The sequence below is a fragment of the Kitasatospora misakiensis genome (assembly GCF_042656005.1).
In the GTDB taxonomy this organism is placed as follows: Bacteria; Actinomycetota; Actinomycetes; order Streptomycetales; family Streptomycetaceae; genus Kitasatospora; species Kitasatospora misakiensis.
Genome location: NZ_JBHSOF010000042.1, coordinates 66919 through 81590, shown reverse-complemented (window position 1 = coordinate 81590; position 14672 = coordinate 66919). Strand labels below are relative to the sequence as shown.

At 69.5% G+C, this 14672-nt stretch carries 20 protein-coding genes and 1 pseudogene; 12 read left to right on the top strand and 9 right to left on the bottom strand.

Annotated features, from left to right (window positions below; genetic code table 11):
• Nucleotides 1-330: 330 nt before the first annotated feature.
• From ACFP3U_RS27170 to ACFP3U_RS27160, 3 genes are read right to left on the bottom strand one after another with little or no spacing between them, the layout of a single operon-like run.
• A complete protein-coding gene (locus ACFP3U_RS27170) occupies nucleotides 331-819 on the bottom strand; it encodes an NUDIX domain-containing protein (protein WP_380228328.1) in 489 nt (162 codons plus the stop codon).
• Nucleotides 820-838: 19 nt separating this feature from the next.
• Nucleotides 839-1045: a hypothetical protein gene (locus ACFP3U_RS27165; protein WP_380228327.1), complete on the bottom strand. Its 207-nt coding sequence runs from the start codon at nucleotides 1043-1045 to the stop codon at nucleotides 839-841.
• A complete protein-coding gene (locus ACFP3U_RS27160; protein ID WP_380228326.1) occupies nucleotides 1042-1296 on the bottom strand; it encodes a hypothetical protein in 255 nt (84 codons plus the stop codon). The genes ACFP3U_RS27165 and ACFP3U_RS27160 overlap by 4 nt, the downstream gene beginning before the upstream one ends.
• A gap of 135 nt (nucleotides 1297-1431) precedes the next feature.
• On the opposite strand from ACFP3U_RS27160, the gene ACFP3U_RS27155 reads away from it, so the two are divergent.
• From ACFP3U_RS27155 to ACFP3U_RS27120, 8 genes are all read left to right on the top strand, one after another.
• Nucleotides 1432-2244 (top strand): helix-turn-helix domain-containing protein, encoded by an 813-nt coding sequence (locus tag ACFP3U_RS27155; RefSeq protein WP_380228325.1) that lies wholly within the window; start codon nucleotides 1432-1434, stop codon nucleotides 2242-2244.
• A gap of 10 nt (nucleotides 2245-2254) precedes the next feature.
• A complete protein-coding gene (locus tag ACFP3U_RS27150; RefSeq protein WP_380228324.1) occupies nucleotides 2255-2467 on the top strand; it encodes a DUF397 domain-containing protein in 213 nt (70 codons plus the stop codon).
• Nucleotides 2468-2544: 77 nt separating this feature from the next.
• A complete protein-coding gene (locus ACFP3U_RS27145; RefSeq protein ID WP_380228323.1) occupies nucleotides 2545-2754 on the top strand; it encodes a DUF397 domain-containing protein in 210 nt (69 codons plus the stop codon).
• A 79-nt stretch (nucleotides 2755-2833) separates the two neighbouring features.
• Nucleotides 2834-3043: a DUF397 domain-containing protein gene (locus tag ACFP3U_RS27140; protein ID WP_380228322.1), complete on the top strand. Its 210-nt coding sequence runs from the start codon at nucleotides 2834-2836 to the stop codon at nucleotides 3041-3043.
• A gap of 78 nt (nucleotides 3044-3121) precedes the next feature.
• Nucleotides 3122-3331, top strand: a complete 210-nt coding sequence (locus tag ACFP3U_RS27135; RefSeq protein WP_380228321.1) for a DUF397 domain-containing protein — start codon at nucleotides 3122-3124, stop codon at nucleotides 3329-3331.
• Nucleotides 3332-3409: 78 nt separating this feature from the next.
• A complete protein-coding gene (locus ACFP3U_RS27130; RefSeq protein WP_380228320.1) occupies nucleotides 3410-3622 on the top strand; it encodes a DUF397 domain-containing protein in 213 nt (70 codons plus the stop codon).
• A 77-nt stretch (nucleotides 3623-3699) separates the two neighbouring features.
• A complete protein-coding gene (locus ACFP3U_RS27125; protein WP_380228319.1) occupies nucleotides 3700-3909 on the top strand; it encodes a DUF397 domain-containing protein in 210 nt (69 codons plus the stop codon).
• A 78-nt stretch (nucleotides 3910-3987) separates the two neighbouring features.
• A complete protein-coding gene (locus ACFP3U_RS27120; RefSeq protein ID WP_380228318.1) occupies nucleotides 3988-4197 on the top strand; it encodes a DUF397 domain-containing protein in 210 nt (69 codons plus the stop codon).
• A gap of 422 nt (nucleotides 4198-4619) precedes the next feature.
• Here ACFP3U_RS27120 and ACFP3U_RS27115 read toward each other — a convergent pair whose 3' ends face one another.
• The 4 genes from ACFP3U_RS27115 to ACFP3U_RS27100 all read right to left on the bottom strand — a co-directional run bounded on the left by ACFP3U_RS27115 (nucleotide 4620) and on the right by ACFP3U_RS27100 (nucleotide 7813).
• The gene (locus ACFP3U_RS27115; protein ID WP_380228317.1) at nucleotides 4620-4940 is read right to left on the bottom strand and encodes a hypothetical protein; all 321 of its coding nucleotides are present in this window, start codon (nucleotides 4938-4940) and stop codon (nucleotides 4620-4622) included.
• Between the two features lie 70 nt (nucleotides 4941-5010).
• A complete protein-coding gene (locus ACFP3U_RS27110; RefSeq protein ID WP_380228316.1) occupies nucleotides 5011-5310 on the bottom strand; it encodes a hypothetical protein in 300 nt (99 codons plus the stop codon).
• A gap of 350 nt (nucleotides 5311-5660) precedes the next feature.
• A complete protein-coding gene (locus ACFP3U_RS27105; RefSeq protein ID WP_380228315.1) occupies nucleotides 5661-7052 on the bottom strand; it encodes a hypothetical protein in 1392 nt (463 codons plus the stop codon).
• 11 nt (nucleotides 7053-7063) lie between these two features.
• Entirely contained in the window at nucleotides 7064-7813 is a 750-nt protein-coding gene (locus tag ACFP3U_RS27100) for a hypothetical protein (protein WP_380228314.1), read from the bottom strand.
• 26 nt (nucleotides 7814-7839) lie between these two features.
• Here ACFP3U_RS27100 and ACFP3U_RS27095 point away from each other — a divergent pair, with 26 nt between their 5' ends.
• Nucleotides 7840-8718 (top strand): glycosyltransferase family 2 protein, encoded by an 879-nt coding sequence (locus tag ACFP3U_RS27095; protein ID WP_380228313.1) that lies wholly within the window; start codon nucleotides 7840-7842, stop codon nucleotides 8716-8718.
• Between the two features lie 58 nt (nucleotides 8719-8776).
• Here ACFP3U_RS27095 and ACFP3U_RS27090 read toward each other — a convergent pair whose 3' ends face one another.
• Nucleotides 8777-9829 carry an NAD-dependent epimerase/dehydratase family protein gene (locus ACFP3U_RS27090; protein WP_380228312.1) on the bottom strand — a complete coding sequence of 351 codons (1053 nt, stop codon included), beginning with the start codon at nucleotides 9827-9829 and terminating at the stop codon, nucleotides 8777-8779.
• Nucleotides 9830-9954: 125 nt separating this feature from the next.
• Between ACFP3U_RS27090 and ACFP3U_RS27085 the strand changes: the two genes are divergently transcribed.
• Both ACFP3U_RS27085 and ACFP3U_RS27080 read left to right on the top strand, forming a co-directional pair.
• Entirely contained in the window at nucleotides 9955-11310 is a 1356-nt protein-coding gene (locus ACFP3U_RS27085; protein ID WP_380228311.1) for a tetratricopeptide repeat protein, read from the top strand.
• A gap of 147 nt (nucleotides 11311-11457) precedes the next feature.
• Nucleotides 11458-11607: pseudogene (locus ACFP3U_RS27080) on the top strand (DUF397 domain-containing protein); the annotation flags it as partial.
• Between the two features lie 270 nt (nucleotides 11608-11877).
• Here ACFP3U_RS27080 and ACFP3U_RS27075 read toward each other — a convergent pair.
• The gene (locus ACFP3U_RS27075) at nucleotides 11878-13203 is read right to left on the bottom strand and encodes a hypothetical protein (RefSeq protein WP_380228310.1); all 1326 of its coding nucleotides are present in this window, start codon (nucleotides 13201-13203) and stop codon (nucleotides 11878-11880) included.
• Between the two features lie 386 nt (nucleotides 13204-13589).
• On the opposite strand from ACFP3U_RS27075, the gene ACFP3U_RS27070 reads away from it, so the two are divergent.
• On the top strand, nucleotides 13590-14639 hold the full coding sequence (locus ACFP3U_RS27070; protein WP_380228309.1) for an NADP-dependent oxidoreductase: 1050 nt from the start codon (nucleotides 13590-13592) through the stop codon (nucleotides 14637-14639).
• Nucleotides 14640-14672: the final 33 nt, after the last annotated feature.

Here is a 14672-nt window from a genome sequence, read left to right as displayed (position 1 = left end):
GTGGGGGCTGGGCCCGGTGGTTGCTCGGTGCGACGCATTCGAAGTTACGGGCGGCCCAGGTGGGTTTCAAGGATTCGCAGGTTTAGCGAGGTCAGCGGGGGGTTACCGGCCGTAACGATCACCGAAATGGGCCGATTTGAAGGCAAATGCCCCGATTTTCAAGATCGAACAGGGCCTGATGGTGGCCCGGGCCACATGCGGGGGCCTGTGAGCCCGCGCACAGGTCGACACCCCGTGACCGCGCCCCATCCCACCCGTGACGAAACGACCCCCGCGCGGGTGGCCCCCACCACAGCCCTCACCCTCGGTACGGACGTCGTCGCGCCGCGTCTATTCGGCGGGGGTGCCGCGCAGGAGGAGGGGGAGGTGCGCGCCACGGGCGAGGGCGTCGAGGGCGTGCGTGGTGCGGCGGTACTGGTCGGGGGCCATGGCGTCGGGGAGCTGGGCGCGGTGGAGCCAGTGGACGGCGGTGACGGTGTGCGGCGGTCGGTGGCGGGCGACGGTGCTCTCCTGGGCGCAGGTGAGGCGGCCGCCCCAGTGGATGAGGGTGAGGTCCTCGGGGAGGAGCTGGGCGTCGATGTGGTCGGCGGCGAGGATTCTGCGGAGCGGGAGGACGAGGCCGGTCTCGATCTCGGTGTGCCGACGGGCGGCGTGGTGGGGGAGTTCGTTGGCCTCGGCGGGGCCGCCGGGGAGGGTGAGGCCGGACTCGTAGGCGCGACCGATGAGGAGGATCGCGCCGTCACGGTTGAGGACGAGGGCCTGGTGGCCGTGGCGCCGGCGGGGCGGGGTGGTGATGAGGGAGGGGAGTTGGTGCAGCAAGGCGGGGCTCCTTGGTGGGTCAGTTCTCGTCCGGGTCGTCGGGGGAGAGCCAGCGGAGGCAGGCGGGCAGTCCGGCGGAGATGCCGGTGGCGAGGATCAGCCCGAAGATGAGGAGTTGGGGCGCGAGCGGCCCGTCGTGGATCGGCCAGCAGACGAGCGCGGCGGCGAGGGCGCTGAAGGTGGGGACGCCGAGGGCGGCGGCGACGAGTTTGAGGGAACGGTTCACGCCGCGCCGGCGGAGCGGGGGCGGCTGGGGGTCTGGACGGTGATGTGGCGGGGCTCGTCGAGGCGCTGGACGTGCTGGGGCTTGGTGGTCCACTCGCAGCCGCCGGTTTCGTGGCGGAGGTAGACGAGCCCGCCGAGGGTGTCCATGTAGACGGCCTCGACCGGCTGGCCGGACGTGTCCCGGTGCCCGAGGTCACGGACGATCTCGCCGACGGAGGGGGTGTACGCGGGCGTGCGGGGGCGGGAGGGCATGGGGGCTCCTTGGTTGCGGTGCGCATTTGGATCGCTACGACCCGTATCCATGGTGGAGCGGATTGGGCTACGCTCGGAAGGGCTCGCACTGGACACTTCAGCCATGTGGGATTCATCCGCGGGAGGCGATCGAACATGCGGCGAACAGAACTTGACCCCACGTCATCCCCGGCAGCAGCCTTCGGAGTCCAACTCCGCAGATCACGCGAGGCGAAGAGGCTCACCCAGGTGCAGCTGGGCAAGCTCATCGGCTACAGCGACACCCTCGTGTCTTCCATCGAAAGAGGGACACGCAATCCCACTCTGCCCTTCGCGACCCAGTCCGATCATGCGCTTGATACCGGTGGCACCCTGGAGCTGATGTTCTGGAACATCAGCAACACCTCACTCCTCGAAGGATTCTCCGAATACGCAGCTCAGGAGGCCAAGGCCGTCGAGATTCGGCATTTCGAGCTCGGCGTCGTCCCTGGGCTCCTGCAGACCCGGGAGTACGCGGCGGCGTTCGCGTCCGCCGCTGTGCGACGGGGAAAGATCACGCAGGAGCAGGCGGACGACCGGATCAACTTCCTGCTGACCCGGCAGAAGTTGCTGGACCGCAAGCCGGCGCCCTGGCTCCACTTCGTCCTCGACGAGGGCTGCCTCCACCGTCCCGTTGGCGGGCCCGAGGTGATGAGGCGCCAGCTCCGACACTTGGCGGAGCTGGCGTCCAGGCCCAACATCACCATCCAGATCGCGCCCTACAGCCTCGCCGAGGAGCTGCCGTTCACGATGGTGGTCACGCTGCTGACCATGGCGGACCGTTCGGTGCTCTCCTACTCGGAGTGCCAGATGCGCGGCTTCCTCGTTCGGCAGAGCGAAACGGCCCGATCGCTGGAAAGGGACTACCATCAGCTCACAGTGGAAGCGCTGCCGAAAGCCGCCTCTCTGGAGATGATCCGTCAGGCGTGAAAGGAACGTCATGAACGGCCCTGTAGACCTGTCCAATGCCGCGTGGTTCAAGTCCTCTCACAGCAACAACGGGGGAACCTGCGTCGAGGTAGCCCCCGACTTCCCCGGTGTCGTCCCCGTCCGTGACTCCAAGGACCCCGCCGGCCCCGCCCTCGTCTTCCCGGCCGACGCCTGGCACGCGTTCGTCGCCGGCGTGCAGGCGGGCGAGTTCGGCGCCGTCTGACGCGAGCTCACTGCGTGCCCCGACCGGATTTCCCGGTCGGGGCACGCTGTTTGAGGTGCCGCGCTACCGTGGTTGGTATGAAGCTGAACGCCTCCACCCCTGTGCACTGGCGCAAGAGCTCCTACAGCAACAACGGCGGGAGCTGTGTCGAGATCGCGCCCGACCTCCCCGGTATCGTCCCCGTCCGCGACTCCAAGGACCCCTCCGGGCCCGTCCTCACCTTCCCCACCTCCGCCTGGCGCGCCTTCGTCACCGCTGTCCAGGCAGACGAGTTCGGCGCTGTCTGACACGGAGCTCACTGCGTGCCCCGACCGGATCTCCCGGTCGGGGCACGTTGCTTGGGTCCGCCGCGCTACCGTGGTTGGTATGAAGCTGAACGCCTCCACCCCCGTGCACTGGCGCAAGAGCTCCTACAGCGGCAACGGCGGCAACTGCGTCGAGATCGCGCCGGACTTCCCCGGTCTCGTCCCCGTCCGTGATTCCAAGGACCCCGAGGGCCCGGCCCTTGTCTTCCCCACCCCCGCCTGGCGCGCCTTCCTCACCGCCGTCCAGGCAGACGAGTTCGGCGCCGTCTGACGCGAGCACTCTGCGTGCCCCGACCGGATTTCCCGGTCGGGGCACGCTGCTTTGGGGTGGCGCGCTACCGTGGTTGGTATGAAGCTGAACGCCTCCACCCCTGTTCACTGGCGCAAGAGCTCCTACAGCAACAACGGCGGCCAGTGCGTCGAGATCGCGCCCGACTTCCCCAACGTCGTCCCTGTCCGTGATTCCAAGGACCCCGACGGCCCGGCCCTTGTCTTCCCGGCCGACGCCTGGCGCGCGTTTGTCGCGGGCGTGCAGGCGGGCGAGTTCGGCTCCGTCTGACGGGAGTTCACCGTGGGCCCCGACCGGATTTCCCGGTCGGGGCACGTTGCTTGGGTCCGCCGCGCTACCGTGGTTGGTATGAAGCTGAACGCCTCCACCCCCGTGCACTGGCGCAAGAGCTCCTACAGCAACAACGGCGGTGAGTGCGTCGAGGTCGCCACAGACCCCTCGGCCACCGCCATTCCCGTCCGTGACTCCAAGGACCCCGACGGCCCGGTCCTCACCTTCTCCGTCGATGCCTGGGACTCCTTCGTCGCCGGCCTTCAGGCGGACGAGTTCGGCTCCGTCTGACGCGAACTCACTGGGTGCCCCGACCGGATTTCCCGGTCGGGGCATGCTGTTTGAGGCGTCGCGCTACCGTGGTTGGTATGAAGCTGAACGCCTCTACCTCCGTGCACTGGCGCAAGAGCTCCCACAGCAACAACGGCGGCGAGTGCGTCGAGATCGCGCCCGACTTCCCCGGTGTCGTCCCCGTCCGTGACTCCAAGGACCCCTCCGGGCCCGTCCTCGTCTTCCCGGCCGACGCCTGGCACGCGTTCGTCGCCGGCGTGCAGGCGGGCGAGTTCGGCGCCGTCTGACGCGAGCTCACTGCGTGCCCCGACCGGATTTCCCGGTCGGGGCACGCTGCTTTGGGGTGGCGCGCTACCGTGGTTGGTATGAAGCTGAACGCCTCCACCCCTGTGCACTGGCGCAAGAGCTCCTACAGCAACAACGGCGGGAACTGCGTCGAGATCGCGCCCGACCTCCCCGGCATCGTCCCCGTCCGCGACTCCAAGGACCCCTCCGGGCCCGTCCTCACCTTCCCCACCTCCGCCTGGCGCGCCTTCGTCACCGCTGTCCAGACAGACGAGTTCGGCGCTGTCTGAAGCGAGTTCGTTGCCGGCCTCGGCCGTCCCCTTCAGCTCCTCGGGCTCACGTATTCACGAACCGGACATCACTCGACAACGCCGAAGCCCTGTGTGGAGATCGCGCCCAATTCCCCGGCCTCGTCCCTGTCCGTGATTCCAAAATCCGATCGAGGCGCACTTCAGGCCGCTGGGGCAGTTCACGCTCGCCGACTCGTACCGTCCGAACCACACGGTCCAGGCCCGCGAACTGCACCGCTGCCCGCGCCGGCGCAACGCCAACGTCCGCGGGTGGCGCCCGAAGGTCTTCTGTGCTTACTCACCTGGGAAATGCCTCCGACGGCGTGGGAACAAGGGCCTGGACAATCCTTGTTCTCGCTGGTCAGAGGCACTTTCCGCTTATCTGATCACCTGTCGGACGGGCCGCTCATGAAAGCCCGAGGCTAACCGGGGCGCCTCCACCAGAGGTTCCAGCTGCCGTTGGCGCCGGACGAGCAGTAGAAGTACTCGTCGGCCAAGCCAGTGAGGTTGCCGTAGGCGATGTTGTTCCAGTACGCGCGGCCGACCTGGCAGTCGTTGTACGAGCTGCCGCCATTTTTGTACTGGATCCACAGTTCGTTGACGTAAGTGGCAGCGGGTGCCGCTGCGGCCGTCGTGGCCGTGGGGGCTGCGGTGGCTGCGCCGGCGCCCCCGGCGAGCGCTGCGGCAGACGCCGCGATGGTCAGCGCGACAACGGCTGACGCTCGCTTCATCCTCAAGAACATGATGCGGTTCCTCGCTTTCCGTTGATTTCACATGAAGCGTCGGTTGCTCAGAATGGGTGTGCCATCTGGCTCACACGTTGTGCCGCCACCACAGATTCCAGGTACCGTTGGCGCCGGGCGAGCAGTAGAAGTACTCGTCGTTCCCGCCGTTGGGGTCGCCGTAGTAAACATTGTTGTAGTGGACGATTCCGAGCTGGCATTGATTCCAGGCAATCCTTGCCTCGGTATATTGGCGATACAGCTCGTTGATCGTGGTGGCTGCGGCGCTCGGAGCCGCCGTTGCGGTGCTGGCGCCCACGGTGAGGGCTGCGGCAGAGGCCGCCAGCGTCACCGCGACGGCCGAGGTTGCTCGCTTCAGTCGGGAATACATGCGCATGTCCTCACTAGGTTCCTGTGAAAGAAACATGTGGTGATCCGAGGGAACCCGGCTCAGACCGCCCAAGCCGTCCGTAGTGGTGACTTGCTGTCACCGGTTGCCCGATGCCCATATCTTGATCTGGATCGACAAGAGAGGCATCCGTCAAATGACGGCTCAGCGCGCATGAGGTTGACCGATAACAAGGGCGCGCGACCTGAGTCATACGACTCAACCTCGATATTTCATGACGGCCCGCCGGTTCATCCGACGGGCCGTTTCGATGTGTTCGGGTGATGGTGGGCAGGTTGCCGGCCCGGCCCGGCCCTGCGGTGCAGGGCGTACCGCGCCCTACGCCGACCGGATCACCGCGTTCGCCCAGGCACTCTGATGGGGCGCCGCATGGGAGCCGGGGGCCGGTTGATCCACCGCTCCTCCTCGGTTCTGTCCCGCAGGGGAGCGACCAGCCAGGGCGTGAGCCGGGGCGTCGGCACGGCGGTGACCTCTTCGACCGGATGGAGAAGCCCTCGCCCGCAGGACTCTGCCGTCCACACCGTGAATTGGGCGTCGGGGTAGGCCGGGTTGATGCCGATCTCTCCCTTGGGGATGACGCCGTTGAACGGCGTCGGGATGCCCTCCCTGTTCCAGTAGGCCCATGCCTGCAGGGCCTTGGCCTGCTCGAAGCAGTGGTAGAGCTGCGGGTAGCGGTCGAGGAGTCGGATCTCCCGGAAGATCAGCTGGCCGAGGAGGTGTGGTGCCGTCTCGGCCATCGCGCCCAGGTCCACCTCGTGGAACGTGAAATCCCGGATGTCCTGGCGGGGGGTCAGGGACGTGGCGGCGAAGAGATGGGACATGCGCCGGCCGACGTAGTCGGCGGCCGACGCCGCCAGGCCGGGCTCGATGCGTCCGACGAGATCGAGGAGCCGGGCGTGGTCCGGGTAGAACCGCCCGAGGTCGAAGAGAATGCCCATGCTGTCCACGGCGGAGAAGGCGAGTTCCTTGTAGAGCCGGTTGTTCATCTCCCCACGGTCCGCGTACTCCCGGGTGGCCCGACTGGTGGAGTGGAGCATCAGGTACTCGGCGACGGTCTCGAAGTAGAGGTACCCGAGATAGGGGAAGACGGGTTCCGCGGCGGCGAGGGCGTCGATGAACGACTCTTCCGGCGTCGTGCCACCACTGGCGTTGTGCAGGAGCTTGTCGAGGAACGGGGCTGCGACGCACACCCGGTCCACGACGGACCGCAGCACCTGGTCGTCCTCGGCTGCGGTGAGGACATGCCGGCACGCCTGGTAGGTCCGCAGGTGGATGCCGCCGAGTCGCAGGTAGTCCAGGCCCTTGACCGGTGCCGGGCGAGCGGGGGTGACTTGGATGACCAGGGGTGTGCTGTCGCGGCGACTGGCCGGCCCGTGGCGGGCGTCCAGCAGGTAGGAGCCGAGGTTGTGGGGCCGAAGCGCGCCGCCGGGCAGCGGGGTGAGGGGCGAGCCGTAGACGGCCCCGATCAGGCAGCCGGTGGACGCGAGCAGATGGCCGCTGGAGCGGATCTCGTCCAGGGAACGGGTCAGGTGCAGCAGGTAGACCGGGCCGCCGGCGGTCAGCGAGGCAAGCATGGCGTTGGCGTCCTCGCGCAGCAGGTGCCCGTTGGGGGCCTGGGCCAGGCGCTGGTGCCAGTCTGCCTCGGAGTCGGTGAGCCCGGCCGGCAGTGGTCGGTCGAGAGGTGCGCTGTAGTCGGTGTGCGCGAGGTCCCACTCGGTGTGCACGGGGGCTTCTCCTACTCGGGCATCACGGCCTGGAGCGCGTGCTCCAGGGCCTGGGTGTCGGTCGCGCCGTCGAGGTGGGCACGCTCGCTGCCCACCACCAGGTCGTGGGCGAGCACCGGGGCCCAGGCGGGCAGCTGCAGGCGCAGGCGGTTGAGGTCGGGCCACCAGCGGGCCAGTGGCAGCCGGTAGCGGTCGAGCGCGTCAGCTGCCTTGAGGAGGTCCACTGCCACCTGGTGCTGCCGGTAGGCGCGTTCCTGGTCGTGGGCGAAGGTGTTGTGCGGCACGTCGTGGAGGGCGACAGCGGTGATCGCCTCAGTCGTGGCCGCCGTCCTGAACGTCGCCTCAAGGCTCGCGGTGCGCTCGGTCAGCCAGTCGGCGGCGCGGCGGCCGTGGCCGGGATCATCGCGGTCGCATCGCCGCCGGCAGTCGTGGCAGGCCGCCGCAGCCGCGAGCGCCAGCCCCCGGCCCGGCGCGAGGCCGTGGATGGCGGCGAGCAGCTGCACGAGCACGGCGACCCGGGCACCGTGGCGTACGCCGTGGATCGAGGTGGCCGTTTGCGTGCGGGTGAACCAGAGGCCGTTCGGTACCAGCAGGACCGGCCTTTGTGGCAGTCTGGCCCGGACACCGGGGCCGGTGGGCCGGTGGTGGGCGATCCAGTCCAGCGTCGGCCGGTCCATGACCTGGTGGTCCGGCAGTCGGCCGGTGTCGGCCAGCTCGTGCAGCGACGGTTCGCCGCCGGGCCGGGGTGTCTGCGAGCTCATGAAGGTTCCTCGAAGGGTCGGGTGCGATGGGCGTCACACTGGGCGTGGTGGTGCTGACGATGGGAAACCGGCCTGCGGAGCTGACGGCGCTGTTGGAGTCGGTACGGGCCCAGGACGGAGGCGACAGTGGCGTTCGGACCGTTGTGCTCGGGCAGGGCGTGAAGCTGCCCGAGTTGCCGGAGTGGGTGGACGCGGTGGAGTTGCCGGAGAACCTCGGCATCCCCGGGGGCCGCAACGCCGGCGTCGAGCGGCTGCGCGAGCTGGGTGGCACGGAGGTGCTGGTCGTCCTGGATGACGACGGGCTGCTGCCCCGCACCGACACGTTCCGGCTGATCCGGGATGCCTTCGAGCGGGACTCGGAGCTGGGCATTGTCGGTTTCCGGATCGCGGATGAGACCGGGTTCACCCAGCGCCGCCACGTGCCCCGCTTCGGCGCGAGCGATCCGATGCAGTCCGGTCCGGTCACGACGTTCCTGGGTGGCGGGCACGCGATCCGGCTGAGCGTGATCGACCAGGTCGGCCTGTTCCCCGCCGAGTTCTTCTACGCGCACGAGGAGACCGACTTCGCCTGGCGCGCACTGGACGCGGGCTGGCGGATCGACTACCGCGCCGACTTGGTACTGCAGCACCCCCGCACCGACCCGGCCCGTCACGCCACCTACTACCGGATGACGGCCCGGAACCGGGTGTGGCTGGCCAAGCGCCACCTGCCCGCCCCTCTGGTGCCGGTCTACCTCACCTCCTGGGCGCTGTACACGCTGGTCCGCCGACCGCCGGTGTCCGGGCTCAAGGCGTGGTGGTCCGGGTTCTTCGAGGGTGTTCGGGTGCCGTGCCCGCCGCGGCGGCCGATGCGGTGGAGCACGGTGTGGCGGATGACGCGGCTGGGCCGTCCGCCGGTGATCTGACAGCTGGCCCGGCGCTGCTGGGCGGCGATCTGGTGCCCGCTGGTGCCGATCCCTTCGTTCAGGCCGCCGAGGCGGCGGTGGTGGTTGGGGTGGTGAACCAGTCCGGGACGGCGTCCGGCGTGGTGCTGAGCCAGTGCACGTAGCGGTCGATGCCTTCGGTGAGGGTGATGGCTGGACGCCAGCCGAGCAGGTCGGTGGCCCGGCGGGTGTCGGCACAACCTCCGCGCGGGTCGCCCTCGGGCATCGGCGTCTCGACGAACGCGGCGCCAGGGTAGTGGGCGGCGATCAGCTCGGCGATCCGCCGCACCGAGGTGGGGATGCCTGTGCCGATGTTGATGGTCTGGCCGGCGGCCTGGTCGGTGACGAGGGCGAGGATGGTGGCGTGCGCGACGTCCTCGACGTGGACCATGTCGCGGACTTGGTGGCCGCCGCCGTTGAGTCGCATCGGCCGACCGGTGTGGGCGGACAGGGCGAGCCACGGCACCATCCAGGAGTGCGAGCCGGGCTTGGGGATCTGCGGCTCGCCGTAGACGGAGAAGTACCGGACGATCGAGTACTCGGTGCCGCCGCCGAGCATCAGGCGTACCTGGTGCTCACCCCAGAGCTTCGTGTTGGCGTACACCGAGATCGGGGTCAGCGGCTGGTCCTCAGCGAACCGCGCCGCATCGGCCTGGGTGGGGGCGCCGTCGCCGTAGACGGAGGCGGAGGAGACGAACACCAGCCGCTTCACCGGCGAGGTTGCCACCGCGTCCAGGACGGTCTGGGTGCCGTGGACGTTGGCGGCGAACGCGATGTCAGGCCGGCGGGTACAGGCGGCGACATCGGCGTACGCGGCGGCGTGGATCACGTAGTCCGCGCGGCCGGTTAGCCACTTCACGGTGGCCCGCTCGCGAACGTCGCCGAGGACGACCCGGGCGCCGTTCCGGTCCACCCGGAACAGGTCCCGCACCGGGCGCGGGTAGGCGTCGAACCGGTCCAACACGATCGGTGTGGCGCCGCAGGCGGCGAGCTGGGCGACGATGCGGCTGCCGACCAGGCCGCCGCCTCCGGTGACCAGCACGCAGGCTCCGGTCAGCTGATGAAGGCGCGGGTCGCGGTACACGTCGGCCATGAGGCATCGACCTCCTCTGAAGTACGGGTTTGTGCACTCAGTGAACAGTCGGCCACGCTCAGGCGGTACGGTGATGGCCCGCTCATCCCGTTCAATCTGTTCAAGATCGGCTCTGGGGGTGTGAGTTGACTGGGCATAAGGAACCGAACTGGCAACTGGCGGCCGTCATCGAGGAAGCCGGGTGTACGTACGAAGCCCTGGCCAAGGCGGTCCGCGGCGTCGCGGCGGAGGCCGGCGAGACCCTGCACACCTCGCGGTCGGCCGTGCTCTCCTGGGTCAGGGGCGGCACCCCTTCCGGCAGAACCGCGACCTACCTCGCCGAGGCCCTGACCAGAGTGGTGAAGCGGAAGGTGACGACCACCGAGATCGGTCTAGGCTTCCCGGCCATCGGAGAGGCCATGACCCCTGACCCTCTGGCAACCGCTGCCGACCTCGGGAGACTTGTCATGTTCCACCGTCGCGACTTCCTCGCCCTCGCCTTCGCCACCGCGACCGTCGGGCTCCCGCTCACCTACGACCACCAGGCCGTCACCGCCGCCCTGCGGACCGCGACGGGCGGCCGTAGGGCGGGAGCCCAAGAGGTGTCCACCGTCCGGCAGCTCACCGAAATGTTCAGGACCGCCGACGAGAGGCTGGGCGGCGGCCACGGGCTGTCCACCGTGTCGTCCTACCTGGCGGATGCCGTCGTGCCGATGCTCCAGGCCATGTTCCCGTCCGACGAGGTCCGGCGAAGCGCGTACGGGGCGGCGGCCGAGCTGGCGACCCTGGTCGGATGGAAGTGCCACGACCTCGGCCGCGAGGGCGCCGCCCAGAGGTTCTACCTCCTCGCCTACCAGCTCGCCTGCGAGTGCGACCCCGCAGGCCACGGGGCCTGGATGATGCGGGCCCTCACCCACCAGTCCCTCGACCTGAACCAGACCACGCACTGCGTCGAACTGGCAGAGGCCGGGCTGTCACGGGCCCGGGGGAAGGTCGATCGCAAGACGGAGGCACTGCTGCTGGTGACCGCGGCCCGGGCGTATGGGGCGAGAGGCCAGACGAAGGACGCCGCCGGAGCGCTCCTGGCTGCCGAGGACGCCATGCTCACCGGCGACGACGGCGTGCCCTCCTACGCCGCCGCCTCCGGCCCGGTCGCGGCCACCGTGGCATCGCACACCGGCAAGACCCTGACCGAGATGAACGACCACCGGGCCGCCGAACGGCACTACCGTGCGGCACTGGAGGGCCGCGTGCCGGGGACGTACCAGCGGGTTCGAGGCCTGACCATCGCGAACCTCGCCAAGTCCGTGGCCGCCCAGCACCGCCATGAGGAGGCCGTGATCCTGTGGAACCAGTGCCTGGACCTCATGGACGGCGTGGCGTCCGACCGCAACAAGAAGGAGTTGAAGACGGTGCGCTCGGCCATGGCCGTCTACAGCAGGCGCGGAATCCCCGGCGCCTCCGAACTCGCTCAGCGAGCCGCCTACCTCGCGTCCTTGTGACATCGGATGACACCACGAGGACCCCGCCGCAGCCGGCGCCGTATCGGAGCCCGCGACCCGGCCTGACCCGGTCCAGGCTGGACGCGCACAGCCGCACACCGCTGCTGCCCACCACCAAGCTGCTCCGAGAACAGGGCCAACAACGGCGGCCAGTGCGTCGAGATCACGCCCGACCTTCCCGGTGTCGTCCCCGTCCGCGATTCCAAGGACCCCTCCGGGCCCGTCCTCGTCTTCCCCGCCCCCGCCTGGCGTGCCTTTCTCGCCGCCGTCCAGGCCGACGAGTTCGGCGACGTCTGACGCGACCTCACCGTTGAGGTCGCGCCATTCGAACCGGCTGAGCGGCGACCCTTCGCCGGATACGCCGAGTCCCAGCTCATGTGTGGGGCCAGATGCGGAGCGTGAGCGGCAGATCCCGACGTTGGCCGGGCAAATCTGCCGGCAACTGCTCGGCGCGGGCGCCTCCTTGAGCGTGCGCGGGCGGTGGGGTGCCGGCCCGGTGTTGCTCGGGGCGGCACCCGCGTAGCCGATCGGACGCGCGGTCACATCACGCGTGGGAGCTCAGGGCGGCTACTGGCAGAAGACTTCGACGCCTGCCTGGCCCGGGTTACCGGTAAGGCCGGTGCCCACGCTGCCTCCCGCGCCGGGCTGGCCTCCCCGGCCGCCCCGGCCGCCAACGTTGATGGCGCCGGCTGGTTGGGTGTTGCCGCACACAGCGCCGTTGCCGCCGTTGCCGCCGTCGCCGCCCCTGCCGGCGGCGGTACCGGTGACCAGGCTGTTCATGGTGCCCCCGGTGCCGCCAGTCCCGCCGTTGCCGCCCGTGTTGGTGTTGTTGGTGGCATTGATGGTGCCCGCGCTGCCGTTGCCGCCGTTGCCGCCAACTCCGCCGACGCTGCCGACGACGTCGTTGTCCCCTGGGCGTGAGCGGCCTGTGCCGCCTTTGCCACCTGTGCCGCCGTCGCCGCCGGTCGCCTTCACTGTGCCGTTGGCAGCGTTGATGGTGCCGAACTGCTGGTTGCCGACCCCGCCGTTGCCGCCCTTGCCGCCTCTGCCACTTTGGCCGTCCGACCTGGCGGTGTTGCCGTCGCCGCCTCTGCCGCCGGTGCCGCCCCTGCCACCGGCGACGGTGACCGAGCTCGCGGTGATGCTCCCACTGGCGATGTTGCCACTGAGACCCTTGCCGCCGTCGCCGCCTTGAGCGGGCAAGCCGTTGAAGCTCCCGGCACCGTTGCCCCGGAGGCCGGCGTGGCCGCCGTCGCCGCCGACGCCGCCCGCGCCGGCCACGGCTTCCACGGTGGCCTTCTCCGCCGTGATGGATCCGCCGTTGCCGATGCCCCCGACACCCCCTCCGCCGCCGATGCCGCCGTTGCCACCGTTGCCGGCGCTGGCGCGGCCGAAGCCGCCAGCACCGCCGCTGCCGCCGGCGCCGCCCCTGCCGCCGCTGCCGCCGTTGACAGTGACCTTGGAGTCACTGGCGGTGCTGTCCACGGTGATGGTGCCGGAGTTGCCGGTGCCGCCGAAGCCGGCGAAGCCGCCGTCGCCGCCGTCGCCACCGTTGCCGGTTCGACCAGCGTCGGCGCCTGGTGTGCCGTCGGCGCCGGGCGCCCCGTCGCCGCCGTTGACGGTGATGCGCGCCGTCTTCGCGGTGTCGGCGATGGTGATGGTTCCGGCGTTGCCATCGCTACCAGGGGCGGAGGCTGCGCTGCCGTCAGCGCCGGTGGCGGTGATGGTGATGTTGCCGGTGCCGTTGTAGGCGAGGGTGACGCCCTGGCCGATGGCAGGGGCGCCGGGGGTGCTGTTGGTGATGTAGACCCGGGTGTTGCCGCCGTCCAGGGTCCAGTTCTGGGTCAGCCCCTGTCTGCACCGGTAGGTGTCCGGGAAGAGGGGGTCGAGCACGACATCGAGTTTGACGCAGCCGGGCGGCAGGGCGTCCGCGGCGTGGGCGGCGGGGGCGAGGGTGGTGACCAGGCCGCCGGCGAGGACCGTCGCGGTGGCCAGTGAGACCGTGCGGGGACCGTGGAGGAACGAAGGCACGTGCGCTCTCTTCCCAAGGGGTTTGTCGAAGGGCACCGGGGACGGTGCGCGACGGCATGCATTCCTTCACCATGGAGGCATCAAGCAGCGGAAGAGGCTGTCCGGGTTAACGCCCATTCGTGTGCAGGCGAGACTTAGAGGTCGCGCGGATGGGCCAACACCCCGTTCGGCCTCCAGGTACGTTTCGAGGCCGCGACCGGCCGGACGGCTTGACCTTTACGCATGGGTCAATCCTTAGCGTCGTCGGCATGGACACATCCTTGAAGAGCACAACGTTCTCCGGGCGCTCCGGCATCTCCCGTACCGGGCTGGAGGCCCGGCTGCTCGCACGGCCTGAGGGCCTGCCCGCTCCCGGGGACTTCGAGATCACCGAGGTCGCTGTTCCCCATCCCGCAGCGGGGCAGGCGCTGGTCCGCAATCTGTTCATGTCGCTCGATCCCGGCATGCTCATGCTGATCGCGGGCGAGTCCGGCCTGCCGATGCCCCGCTATGAGCTCGGCGAGGTGATGTACGGCGATGCCATCGGTGAAGTGGTCGCCTCCGGGGATCCGTCGCTTGTCGAGGGCGACCTGGTGATGCACCGGCTTGGCTGGCGCGAGTATGCCGTGGCGCAGGCCGGGCTGTTCCGCCGCGTCGACCGGGACGCCTACCCGACGCCGTCCACCTACCTGGGCTTCGGGCTGGTCGCCTACGTCGGGCTCATGGACGCGGCGGAGCTACGGCCCGGCGATACCGTCTTCGTCTCCAGTGCGGCGGGGGCGACCGGGGGCATGGCCGGCCAGATCGCCCGGCTCAAGGGAGCCGCCCGGGTGATCGGCAGTGCCGGATCACGGGACAAGGCCGCCTATCTGACCGGGAGACTCGGGTTCGACGCGGCCTTCGACTACCACGACGGACCGATCGTCGACCGGCTGCGCGAGGCCGCACCCGAAGGCATCGACGTCTACTTCGACAACGTGGGCGGCGAACAGTTGCGTGCCGCGATCGAGGTCATGAACCCGCATGGCCGCATCGCCGTGTGCGGAGCCCTCAACCGGCAGAGCAAAGCCGGTCCCGACGGCGGTCCCGGCGACCTGCTCAGTGTCCTCGGTAAGCGGCTCACCATCCGCGGCTTCACCATGGGCGATCATCTTGAGCGTGCTCCCGAGTTCGGCGCGCAGTTTCGTACGTGGCTGCGCGAGGGTGCGATCGTCTACGACGAGACGGTGATCGATGGGCTGGCCAACGCACCACAGGCTCTTCTCGATCTCGTGAACGGCGCGTACACCGGGAAGACGGTGGTCCGGCTCGGTAGTTGACCTTGACGTACGGGTGAAGCTCTATGGTCGGAC

Coding starts and splice junctions, on each gene's coding strand:
- ACFP3U_RS27120 (WP_380228318.1), top strand. CDS start 3,988: ATGAAGCTGAACGCCTCCACCCCTGTGCACTGGCGCAAGAGCTCCTAC.
- ACFP3U_RS27095 (WP_380228313.1), top strand. CDS start 7,840: ATGGGCGTCACACTGGGCGTGGTGGTGCTGACGATGGGAAACCGGCCT.
- ACFP3U_RS27145 (WP_380228323.1), top strand. CDS start 2,545: ATGAAGCTGAACGCCTCCACCCCTGTGCACTGGCGCAAGAGCTCCTAC.
- ACFP3U_RS27130 (WP_380228320.1), top strand. CDS start 3,410: ATGAAGCTGAACGCCTCCACCCCCGTGCACTGGCGCAAGAGCTCCTAC.
- ACFP3U_RS27150 (WP_380228324.1), top strand. CDS start 2,255: ATGAACGGCCCTGTAGACCTGTCCAATGCCGCGTGGTTCAAGTCCTCT.
- ACFP3U_RS27115 (WP_380228317.1), bottom strand. CDS start 4,940: ATGTTCTTGAGGATGAAGCGAGCGTCAGCCGTTGTCGCGCTGACCATC.
- ACFP3U_RS27070 (WP_380228309.1), top strand. CDS start 13,590: ATGGACACATCCTTGAAGAGCACAACGTTCTCCGGGCGCTCCGGCATC.
- ACFP3U_RS27155 (WP_380228325.1), top strand. CDS start 1,432: ATGCGGCGAACAGAACTTGACCCCACGTCATCCCCGGCAGCAGCCTTC.
- ACFP3U_RS27160 (WP_380228326.1), bottom strand. CDS start 1,296: ATGCCCTCCCGCCCCCGCACGCCCGCGTACACCCCCTCCGTCGGCGAG.
- ACFP3U_RS27100 (WP_380228314.1), bottom strand. CDS start 7,813: ATGAGCTCGCAGACACCCCGGCCCGGCGGCGAACCGTCGCTGCACGAG.
- ACFP3U_RS27125 (WP_380228319.1), top strand. CDS start 3,700: ATGAAGCTGAACGCCTCTACCTCCGTGCACTGGCGCAAGAGCTCCCAC.
- ACFP3U_RS27090 (WP_380228312.1), bottom strand. CDS start 9,829: ATGGCCGACGTGTACCGCGACCCGCGCCTTCATCAGCTGACCGGAGCC.
- ACFP3U_RS27135 (WP_380228321.1), top strand. CDS start 3,122: ATGAAGCTGAACGCCTCCACCCCTGTTCACTGGCGCAAGAGCTCCTAC.
- ACFP3U_RS27140 (WP_380228322.1), top strand. CDS start 2,834: ATGAAGCTGAACGCCTCCACCCCCGTGCACTGGCGCAAGAGCTCCTAC.
- ACFP3U_RS27110 (WP_380228316.1), bottom strand. CDS start 5,310: ATGTATTCCCGACTGAAGCGAGCAACCTCGGCCGTCGCGGTGACGCTG.